The organism is Enterococcus sp. S183_ASV_20, assembly GCF_018919685.1.
In the GTDB taxonomy this organism is placed as follows: Bacteria; Bacillota; Bacilli; order Lactobacillales; family Enterococcaceae; genus Enterococcus; species Enterococcus faecalis.
This window is the reverse complement of the sequence record NZ_JAHLRI010000073.1, coordinates 1-9,906: the sequence shown is the minus strand read 5'-3', so window position 1 is coordinate 9,906 and position 9,906 is coordinate 1. Positions and strand designations below refer to the sequence as shown.

10 protein-coding genes are annotated in these 9,906 nt (G+C 37.4%); 7 read left to right on the top strand and 3 right to left on the bottom strand.

The genetic code is table 11. The features are described from left to right. The coding region (locus KQI94_RS14160; protein ID WP_216454298.1) for an ISL3-like element IS1251 family transposase at positions 1–1,028 on the bottom strand (1,028 nt) is incomplete at its 3' end. A 248-nt stretch (positions 1,029–1,276) separates the two neighbouring features. Here KQI94_RS14160 and rapZ point away from each other — a divergent pair. The 5 genes from rapZ (at position 1,277) to KQI94_RS14135 (ending at position 5,917) form a co-directional block, all read left to right on the top strand. Continuing rightward, positions 1,277–2,164, top strand: coding sequence for an RNase adapter RapZ (rapZ, locus tag KQI94_RS14155; RefSeq protein WP_002355625.1), 888 nt, complete (start codon positions 1,277–1,279; stop codon positions 2,162–2,164). Beyond that, entirely contained in the window at positions 2,164–3,159 is a 996-nt protein-coding gene (locus KQI94_RS14150; RefSeq protein WP_002355627.1) for a YvcK family protein, read from the top strand. Before rapZ ends, KQI94_RS14150 begins: the two co-directional genes overlap by 1 nt. A gap of 33 nt (positions 3,160–3,192) precedes the next feature. Further along, positions 3,193–4,128, top strand: a complete 936-nt coding sequence (gene whiA, locus KQI94_RS14145; protein WP_002358736.1) for a DNA-binding protein WhiA — start codon at positions 3,193–3,195, stop codon at positions 4,126–4,128. A 233-nt stretch (positions 4,129–4,361) separates the two neighbouring features. Next, complete coding sequence (locus tag KQI94_RS14140; RefSeq protein WP_002358737.1) at positions 4,362–5,285, top strand: PEP phosphonomutase; 924 nt, start codon at positions 4,362–4,364, stop codon at positions 5,283–5,285. A 113-nt stretch (positions 5,286–5,398) separates the two neighbouring features. Next, on the top strand, positions 5,399–5,917 hold the full coding sequence (locus tag KQI94_RS14135; RefSeq protein WP_002392072.1) for a DsbA family protein: 519 nt from the start codon (positions 5,399–5,401) through the stop codon (positions 5,915–5,917). Positions 5,918–5,961: 44 nt separating this feature from the next. On the opposite strand, the gene clpP is transcribed toward KQI94_RS14135, so the two are convergent. Continuing rightward, positions 5,962–6,555, bottom strand: coding sequence for an ATP-dependent Clp endopeptidase proteolytic subunit ClpP (clpP, locus tag KQI94_RS14130; protein WP_002355633.1), 594 nt, complete (start codon positions 6,553–6,555; stop codon positions 5,962–5,964). A gap of 195 nt (positions 6,556–6,750) precedes the next feature. On the opposite strand from clpP, the gene KQI94_RS14125 reads away from it, so the two are divergent. Beyond that, entirely contained in the window at positions 6,751–7,269 is a 519-nt protein-coding gene (locus KQI94_RS14125; protein WP_002355635.1) for a hypothetical protein, read from the top strand. A gap of 20 nt (positions 7,270–7,289) precedes the next feature. On the opposite strand, the gene KQI94_RS14120 is transcribed toward KQI94_RS14125, so the two are convergent. Beyond that, a complete protein-coding gene (locus KQI94_RS14120; RefSeq protein WP_002383026.1) occupies positions 7,290–7,694 on the bottom strand; it encodes a DUF1622 domain-containing protein in 405 nt (134 codons plus the stop codon). A 464-nt stretch (positions 7,695–8,158) separates the two neighbouring features. On the opposite strand from KQI94_RS14120, the gene KQI94_RS14115 reads away from it, so the two are divergent. Then, a partial coding sequence (locus tag KQI94_RS14115) for an isopeptide-forming domain-containing fimbrial protein (protein WP_049090581.1) occupies positions 8,159–9,906 on the top strand: 1,748 nt, incomplete at its 3' end.

The following is a 9,906-nucleotide window of genomic DNA, read 5'->3' as shown; positions in this document are numbered from 1 at the left end:
ACAGCGTAAAGAAAGTCTTGATATAACTGATAGCCTACACGCAAAGCAGGGCTCCCTTTCAGTAAGCGATCCACAATATCGGTCTCTGTTAAATGAGCTTTGAAGCCAGGTCGCCAAAGGCGTCGAGTATAATCAAGCTTGCGTTCATCTTTTTGAAGAAGTTTCCAGTATCTTTTTAATTGCTTACCTAATTGATAGTGTTTTTGTTCTTTGCTTTTTAATAGTTGGTTCGTTTCTTTGATTCGATGATTGCGAAAGGTACGACCAATATGTTGGACGATGTGAAACCGGTCAATAATCAGCTGTGCTTTTGGAAACAGCTTTTTAACGAGCGATACATAAGGAGCGTACATATCAATCACGATCCATTCGACCGCTTCACGAATTTCTCGTGAAAAATGACTAAAATAACGTTTTAAAAAAGGCAGTTGTCGGTTCTCGACAATGTCCAATAAGCGCTGTGTTTGTCCATCCATCATGATGAAACTCATAGCACCTGAAACACCCCGAACTGATTTGAATTCATCAAAACAAAGTACCTTAGGTAACGGTGTCCGAAAAGGATTCAACGGACGATAAAATCGCTTCATAATACGGTAAACAGAAGAGACCGATAGATTTTTCTGAGCGGCGATCTCTGTCATTGAGGTATTTTTTTTCAGACGAGTCACGACAGACCAGCGGACTTTCTCACTGATGAAACAATGTTTTTTCGCAACAGAAGTATCTGCGACAAAGGTCCGCTGACAAGCTTTGCATTTGAAGCGTTGCTTTTTCAATTCGAGGTAGGTACGGTATTCAGAAACATCGTTCATTAACAACCGGACGGTTGTTGTACCCCAACGCACAATATCTGAAGCAATCTGGTGTTTACAGTGGATGCATTCTTGGGCTGTATAAATCAAGTTTCCACGATAAATATGACAGATTTGCCCTTTGTATTTTTCTTTTGTGAGACAATTTTCGTTAAAAGTAACTGATAAGTCTAGAATATCTAATGTTTCTTTGATAAGGTGAGTGTAAGACATCTTGATTCCTCCTTTTGGGTTGGTTCGCCAAATTAATTCTAAAGGATTTCAAGGTGTCTTTTCTATATGTTTTGGAAAATAAAAAAGATGCTGGTGTCATCCACCAACATCAAAAAGTATAGAGCCCAAAAATGTCAATGCTGTTTTTCTATGAAAGAATAGAAATCTTTATAAGAATGATTGAAAAGCTTTCTTTGATACGCCCGGGGTGTTATAATATAGTGATGCAAGTGAAGGGAGTGTTGAATATGCCAGAAAATTTACAACTGGTTATTATTACAGGAATGAGTGGCGCTGGAAAAACAGTCGCTGTTCAAAGCTTTGAAGACATGGGCTATTTCTGTATCGACAATTTACCACCAAGCTTAATCCCAAAATTTTGGGAATTAATTAAAGAATCTGGAAAAGTTACCAAGATTGCGTTAGTGATCGATTTACGTTCACGGACCTTCTTTAGAGAAATTCAGGATATGTTAGTCGAACTTGAAAATACTAATTTTATTGATACAACGATTTTATTTTTAGATGCCACCGATGAAGAGTTAGTTTCTCGTTATAAAGAGACACGGCGTGCGCATCCAATGGCGATGGATGGTTTAGTGACAGAAGGTATTCGTAAAGAACGTGCAATGCTGGAAGAAATCAAGGCGGATGCTCAGTTGGTTATTGATACCACGGACTTGTCCCCTCGTCAATTGCGGGAACGTTTGAATAAAGAACTAGCAACGAGAGAGACACACGAATTTCGAGTGGAAATGGTGTCCTTCGGCTTTAAATATGGTTTGCCGATTGATGCAGATATCGTTATGGATGTTCGCTTTTTACCTAATCCCCATTATATTGATGAACTACGGCCGTTAACTGGAATGGATCAACCTGTTTATGATTATGTGATGGGCTTCCCAGAAACAGATGAATTTTATACCAAATTTATCGATTTACTGCGAACAGTCTTACCTGGATATAAAAAAGAAGGTAAAAGTAGCGTCACCATTGCAATTGGCTGTACTGGCGGACAACATCGCTCTGTTGCATTGACAGAACGTGTTGGCGCTGAATTAAAAGAGGAAGATTACCATGTAAATATTACCCACCGCGACCGCTTAAAAAGAAAAGAAACGGTTAATCGCTCTTAATGAAAACCTATCGAATTCGTAAACCGAAGATTGTGGTTGTTGGTGGTGGAACAGGCTTGCCAGTAATTTTAAAAAGTTTAAGAAATCAAAGTGTTGATATTACTGCCGTCGTAACGGTCGCTGATGACGGCGGTAGTAGTGGCGAGCTTCGTTCCTCTATTAATAACATGACACCTCCGGGAGATTTAAGAAATGTTTTAGTGGCATTGTCAGATATGCCACAATTATATGAAGATATTTTTCAATATCGTTTTGATAAATCAGATAGTCATTTTGCCAATCATGCAATCGGTAATTTAATCATTGCTGCTGTCTCAGAAATGAGAGGAAGTACGTATGAAGCGATTCAATTGCTTTCAAAAATGATGCATGTTGATGGACGGATTTATCCATCATCAGAACGGCCATTAACGTTACATGCCGTATTTAAAGATGGCTCAGTGGCGGTGGGAGAATCAAAAATTGCACTGGATCGCAAGACGATTGACCATGTGTTTGTAACAAATACACACGGAGAAGAACAGCCAAGAGCTGCGCGTAAAGTCGTCAAAGCAATTGAAGAAGCAGACATGGTCGTGTTAGGACCAGGGAGTCTTTTTACAAGTATTTTACCTAATTTAGTTATTACAGAAATTGGTGAAGCCATCAAACAAACAGCTGCGGAAGTAGTCTATATTTGTAACATCATGACCCAAAAAGGGGAAACGGAACATTTTACGGATGCAGATCATGTTCGTGTCTTAAACGAACATCTACAAGCGCAGTTTGTTGATACAGTGCTGGTTAATACAGAAAAAGTACCAGAAAATTACATGGATCCTGAAATTTATGATGAATATTTGGTTCAAGTAAAGCATGATTTTCAAGGATTACGTGAAGAAGGATGCCGAGTTATTTCGACAGACTTTTTAGAATTAAGAGATGGCGGAGTTTTTCATGATGGGGAAAAAGTTGTTGAAGAACTTTTCCGTATCGTATTTGGAACGAAATATTAATTAATCAAAAGAATCAAGAGAGGAGGAGCTTAGATGTCTTTTGCCTCGGATGTCAAAAAAGAGTTAACTGGTTTAGAAGTCCATCGAGAACACGCGAAAGCAGAATTAGCAGCATTAATTCGGATGAACGGCTCACTTAGCTTAGTTAATCAACAGTTTGTCTTGAATGTACAAACGGAAAATGCTGCAATTGCTCGTCGAATGTATTCATTGCTGAAAGATCATTACCATGCACAAGCAGAATTATTAGTTCGTAAAAAAATGAAACTAAAGAAAAATAATGTTTACATTGTGCGTCTAAAACAAGATACACAAAAAATTCTAGCTGATTTGGATATTATGGATGGGGTCGTTTTTAATGGCAATGTGTCAAATGAAATCATGGGTAACGCGCAAAAAATGCGTTCCTATTTACGTGGAGCCTTCATGGCTTCTGGCTCAGTTAATAATCCGGAAACAAGTCGCTATCATTTAGAAATTTTTTCAATTTATGAAGAACACAATAATGATATTTGTAAGATGTTGAATTACTATGACTTAAACGCTCGAACATTGGGACGCCGAAATGGGTATATTTGTTATTTAAAAGGTGCTGAAAAAATTGCCGACTTTTTAACATTAATTGGTGCCACGAACTCTATGTTGAAATTTGAAGATGTCCGGATTGTCCGTGATATGCGGAATTCAGTAAATCGTTTAGTGAATTGCGAAACAGCGAATTTAAATAAAACCATTGATGCGGCTTCAAAACAAATTGAAAATATTCAATTTATTGAAAGTACAGTAGGGCTGACGTCATTACCGGAGAAACTTCAGGAAATCGCAGAATTACGGTTAGAGTATCCGGAAGTTAGTCTCAAAGAACTAGGGGAAATGATTCCTTCAGGAGCTATTTCTAAGTCAGGTATTAATCATCGTATTCGAAAAATTAATGAATTTGCAGAAAAATTACGAGAAAAAAGTGCGTAACTTTTCTGCTCCAGAAGTGAAGAATAACATTTCCGTTTGAAGTGCTATCCTTCACTTTTTCTTTAAGCGTGTAAAAAAAATTAAAGTGTGCAAAAAGTGTGTAGCGTTGAAATGTAGTGTTGACCTGTGGTTTAAAGAAACGACGTTGGCACGAATGTTGCATGTAATAAAATGCAAGCGATTACTTATTGCTGTTTTTAACTAAAACATTAAAAACTATTGGAGGGGTCAAAATGGTTCAACGATTAATTAGTGCAAATGCATCAGAAATCAAACGGATGTCAAAAGAAGAGCTGTTTCAGAGTATTAAAGCGAGCGAAGGGCGCGTAATTTTATCGGAAAATGTGGTAGTTCATCCATCCGTAGCAGGTGATATCACTTGTGCGGAAATGTCAAAAGCATATGGCGCAGACATGATTTTATTGAATGTTTTCGATGTTAATCAACCGATTGTAGTAGCTGCTTATGAAGGGCAATATACTGCGGAAACATGTGTCCCTAATGATGAGGTTGTTCATCGTTTGAAAGAACTAGTCGGTTTACCGATTGGCATGAATGTCGAACCTGTTGATGAAAATTTAGACTTAGCTTCAACGAGAGTTTCGATTGAACCAGGTAGAAAAGCATCAGCAGCTACTTTCAAAAAAGCCAATGAACTGGGTTTGGATTTTATCTTATTGACAGGTAATCCAGGAACTGGCGTGACCAACGACTTGATTGCTAAGAACGTGGCCTTAGCCAAAAAACATTTTGACGGTATCATTATTGCTGGAAAAATGCACAGTTCAGGCGTAGATGAACCAGTGGTCAGTTTAAAATCAGCTGAACAATTTATTGAAGCGGGCGCTGATATTGTCTTAGTCCCAGCAGTCGGCACGGTTTGGGGCATCGATGATCAACAAGTCAAAGAAGTTGTGGATTTTGCACATTCAAAAGGAAAATTAGTTATGAGTGCCATTGGAACTTCACAAGAAAGTGCTCAACCTGAAGTTATCCAAGCAATCGGCATTAGAAATAAAATTTTAGGCGTAGATATTCAACATATTGGCGATGCCAATATGGGCTTAGTTGGTATTGAAAATATTAAAGAGCTTTCTGATGCGATACGTGGGAAAAGACATACTGTTGCTAGAATGGCTCGTTCGATTAATCGTTAAAAAAGTGAACAGAGGCACGAATTCAGAAAATTTGAATTCGTGTCTTATGATTTTTTTATTGAAAAACGGTATACTAAAAGAGAAATAAAGGTTTGAAAGGATGAGGTTTTTTTATGGATATTTCAGTAATTGATGCAACAAAAGTTAACACAGAAACAGGGCTTCACATTGGTGAGAGCAATGCCCCTGTCAAAATGATAGAATTTATCAATGTTCGCTGTCCTTATTGCAGAAAATGGTTTGAAGAGTCTAAGGAACTGTTAGCACAATCTGTCAAAAGTGGTAAAGTTGAACGTATCATTAAGTTGTTTGATAAAGAAAAAGAAAGTTTACAACGCGGCAATGTGATGCATCACTACATTGACTATTCAGCGCCTGAACAAGCGCTGTCAGCATTGCATAAAATGTTTGCTACGCAAGATGAATGGGGAAACTTAACCTTAGAAGAAGTAGCGACGTATGCTGAAAAAAATCTGGGCTTAAAAGAACAAAAAGATGCAACGCTTGTTTCCGCAGTGATTGCTGAAGCCAATGCGGCGCACATTCAATTTGTACCAACGATCATCATTGGTGAGCATATCTTTGACGAAAGTGTCACTGAAGAAGAATTACGTGGATACATTGAAAAATAAAAAAAATGGAAACAGCGACTGTCGCTGTTTCCATTTTTTTATTTTTAATTTAAGGCGCTACTATTTTCCATTACTTCATCGATTAAACCATATTCTTTTGCTTGTTCGGCAGTCATATAGTTATCACGATCGGTATCACGTTCAATCACTTCAATTGGTTGGCCAGTTCGTTCAGCTAAAATTGAATTTAAACGTTGACGAGTGTCTAAAATGTGACGAGCAGCAATTTCAATTTCTGTTGCTTGCCCTTGAGCGCCACCAAGTGGTTGGTGAATCATGATTTCCGCATTTGGTAAAGCGAAACGTTTGCCTTTTTGACCAGCTGTTAATAAGAAGCTACCCATTGAAGCCGCCATTCCTAATACGATAGTTTGGACATCCGCTTTAACGAAATTCATGGTATCGAAAATCGCTAAGCCTGCAGAAACGCTACCACCAGGAGAGTTAATGTACAAGTAAATGTCTTTTTCTGAATCTTGGGCATCTAAGAATAATAACTGTGCAATCACTGAGTTTGCCACGTTATCATCGATAGGGCCGCTTAGCATAATGATGCGGTCTTTTAATAAACGAGAGTAAATGTCATAAGCACGTTCACCGCGAGATGATTGTTCAATAACTGTTGGAATTAAATTCATAAGTAAATCCTCCTATATAAAGAAACTTTTAAAGTCATTCTATCACAAAGCACTTTGAATGCCTATGAAAAGTATACCTCTTTGGTCAATAAAGGTCAACGAAGTCGCTTGAAAAATTTTGTGCCATTTTTTATCCGAAACTTTTGGATTATGTTATACTAAAATGGAAAATTAGAAAAGAGCGAGGGGAAAAATATGTTTGTTTTTATCGCCGGAATGGTCGGTGTAATCGTCGGTGCGCTAATAGTCACAGCAAGTGCCGCCTTACATTCATCTTACAAAGAGCGAAAAGAAGTACGTTATCGTGAACTAGAACATTTGGTTAAAGAAATTGAATCATTGAATTTATTAAATAAAAAAGTCAAAGAAATTTTACAAAAGCGTGAATTATATATAGACAGATCAATTGAATACTTATCGATGGATGATTGTTTCATCAGCATCGATGATTTTATTTATTTGGAATCATTTTCTGCTCAAAATAATTTTTACTTACCGACGTACTTAATTGAAGAATTTTTCAAAAAAATTGCGCATCGTAAAGTCATTTTGACGGCCAGCGAAGTTGCTGAAATGGGTGGTCACACCTATAAAGGCGGCCGTGTTATTTTAGAAAATTTTTCAGACGAGATTTTAGCAATTATTGAAGATAAAAAACGTAAAATGCAGCGTTTGTCTAACGAACCACTTCATTATTTTAAAGCGATTAAATAAAAAAAGAACCAGCGTACCCGCTAATTTTTTGGGGTATCTGGTTCTTTTTCTTGTTGTTCCATATCGGTCATAGTGTCTTCAATTTCTTTATGTAAGAAATAAGAAATAACTGTACGGATGATCACCAAGGTTGCCAATTTCAAAATATCTTGAAAAGTTGGTTTGACAATGGATTCAATAATATCAGCAGCAATTAAAATTTCTAAACTTAACAGAATGTAGCTACCAAGGAAGTTTTTGATGAACGTATTCATTTTGGTTAAGGTAAAGCGGCTTTGATTTTGTCGTTCACTTTTAATGAAATCTTTTCCTGCTAAACAAACACCCCAAACTAAAACAATAATCGAAAAAACATTCAGTCCTAAAATACATAGCTCAAAAAGTGGGGTTAAAAGCGTCATTAACTGATGGGGCCACTCATTCATCGTATTCACTCCTACCAAAAAGCCTTTTCTTTAACTATAACGAAACGGCTGACTAACGTCAAATATTGTTGAAATAAACGGGCTAAACTATTCAGCTTATAGAACAAAACTAAGAAAATTATGAATAGCATCTAACAATTAAGTAAAAGGGCTGTAAAGGTTCTTTTACTTTTTTTGTGTAAAAAAAGAGTCTTAAAAGGAATCAAGTAGCAAAAAGTAAGTGAAAACCAACTTTGTCAGTGGATAGTCTTTTCATTAATTTTTAAAAGACAAATTTTACGTTTTCAAGAGCCGAATACTGCCAAGTTTTAGCCTTTAAAGGTGATAGAATCAGAAATTGAGTAAGAGATGTGTCACAAAAGCAAGGAGACACATCGACTTGATGAAAGATTTAAGGAGCTGTAGTTGAAGTAAAGAGAAGCAAGTGTCCCAAACACTAGCGAAAGAAAATAGGGAGGATTAAAATGTTTAAGAAAGCAACGAAATTATTATCGACAATGGTGATTGTCGCTGGAACAGTTGTGGGAAATTTCAGTCCCACATTGGCTTTAGCCGAAGGAGTGGTTAAAGCAGGAGATACAGAAGGAATGACCAATACGGTGAAAGTGAAAGACGACAGTCTAGCTGATTGTAAACGGATATTGGAAGGACAAGCTGCTTTCCCAGTTCAAGCGGGTGAAACGGAACCGGTTGATTTAGTGGTGGTTGAAGATGCCAGTGGTAGTTTTTCAGATAATTTTCCACATGTAAGACAAGCGATTGATGAAGTGGTTCAAGGTTTATCTGATCAAGACCGCGTGATGCTGGCTTCGTATCGTGGCGGAAAACAATTTATATTTCCTGATGGAAAAGTAAAAATTAATTCAGCTGATTATGATATGAATGTGCGTGTTGATACTCAATTAACCCATGATAAAAGCCAATTTGTCTCTGGATTTGGAGATGTTCGGACGTATGGTGGTACACCAACTGCCTCAGGATTGAAACTTGCTTTAGATACGTACAATCAAACACACGGAGATTTAACGAATCGAAAAACATATTTCTTATTAGTGACAGATGGGGTCGCTAATACACGTTTAGATGGTTACTTGCATAAAACCAACACCAATGATTCAATCAATGAATATCCAGATCCAAGACATCCTTTTCAAGTTTCGGTTGAGTATAGTAATGACTATCAAGGTGCAGCAGCAGAAGTTTTAGCGTTAAACCAAGAAATTACTAACCAAGGCTATGAAATGATTAATGCGTATTGGGAAAGTGTTGAATCTTTAAGTTCAGTAAATTCATATTTTGATAAGTATAAAACAGAAGTGGGTCCTTTTGTAAAACAAGAGTTGCAACAAGGATCTAGCACACCAGAAGATTTTATTACAAGCCAATCTATTGATGATTTTACAACCCAATTAAAACAAATTGTCAAAGATCGTCTGGCGCAATCGACACCAGCAACAGCTTCATTAACGATTGCCAATCAATTTGATATTCAATCGGCGACCGCTACGGACGATGCTGGAAATGATGTGCCTGTTCAAATTAACGGACAAACCATTTCAGCAACTAGTACAGAAGGTTACGTAGGAAACATCACGATTCACTACGAAGTCAAAGAAAATACAGCGATTGATGCAGCAACCCTTGTAAGTAGTGGGACAATGAATCAAGGAACAATTGCTAAGGAATTTCCAGAAGCGACGATTCCTAAAAATGACAATGCGCATGCGTGTGACGTGACGCCAGAAGATCCAACGATTACAAAAGATATCGAAAATCAAGAGCACTTAGATTTAACCAATCGTGAAGATAGTTTCGATTGGCATGTCAAAACAGCCTTTGGTAACGAAACAAGTACTTGGCAACAAGCCAGTTTAGTAGATGATATTAACCAATTATTAGATATCCAAAAAGTCGTTGTCACAGATGAAAATGGCAAAGATGTTACAGCTAACGGCACAGTAACACAAGAAAATAACAAAGTAACTTTTGAAATGAACAAAAAAGATGACAGCTACTCTTACTTAGCTGGTCATACATACACAATGACTATCACCACTAAAATTAAAACTGACGCAACGGATGAAGAATTAGCGCCTTATATTGAACAAGGCGGGATTCCCAACCAAGCCGACTTGAACTTTGGCAACGAAGGTGACGTGTTACATTCCAACAAGCCAACCGTAACACCGCCTGCACCAACGCCAGAAGATCC

Bases quoted from the DNA above. Each gene is read 5' to 3' on its own strand.
- KQI94_RS14120 (WP_002383026.1), bottom strand. From the start codon at position 7,694: ATGAATGAGTGGCCCCATCAGTTAATGACGCTTTTAACCCCACTTTTT.
- clpP (WP_002355633.1), bottom strand. From the start codon at position 6,555: ATGAATTTAATTCCAACAGTTATTGAACAATCATCTCGCGGTGAACGT.
- KQI94_RS14140 (WP_002358737.1), top strand. From the start codon at position 4,362: ATGGTTCAACGATTAATTAGTGCAAATGCATCAGAAATCAAACGGATG.
- whiA (WP_002358736.1), top strand. From the start codon at position 3,193: ATGTCTTTTGCCTCGGATGTCAAAAAAGAGTTAACTGGTTTAGAAGTC.
- KQI94_RS14135 (WP_002392072.1), top strand. From the start codon at position 5,399: ATGGATATTTCAGTAATTGATGCAACAAAAGTTAACACAGAAACAGGG.
- rapZ (WP_002355625.1), top strand. From the start codon at position 1,277: ATGCCAGAAAATTTACAACTGGTTATTATTACAGGAATGAGTGGCGCT.
- KQI94_RS14150 (WP_002355627.1), top strand. From the start codon at position 2,164: ATGAAAACCTATCGAATTCGTAAACCGAAGATTGTGGTTGTTGGTGGT.
- KQI94_RS14125 (WP_002355635.1), top strand. From the start codon at position 6,751: ATGTTTGTTTTTATCGCCGGAATGGTCGGTGTAATCGTCGGTGCGCTA.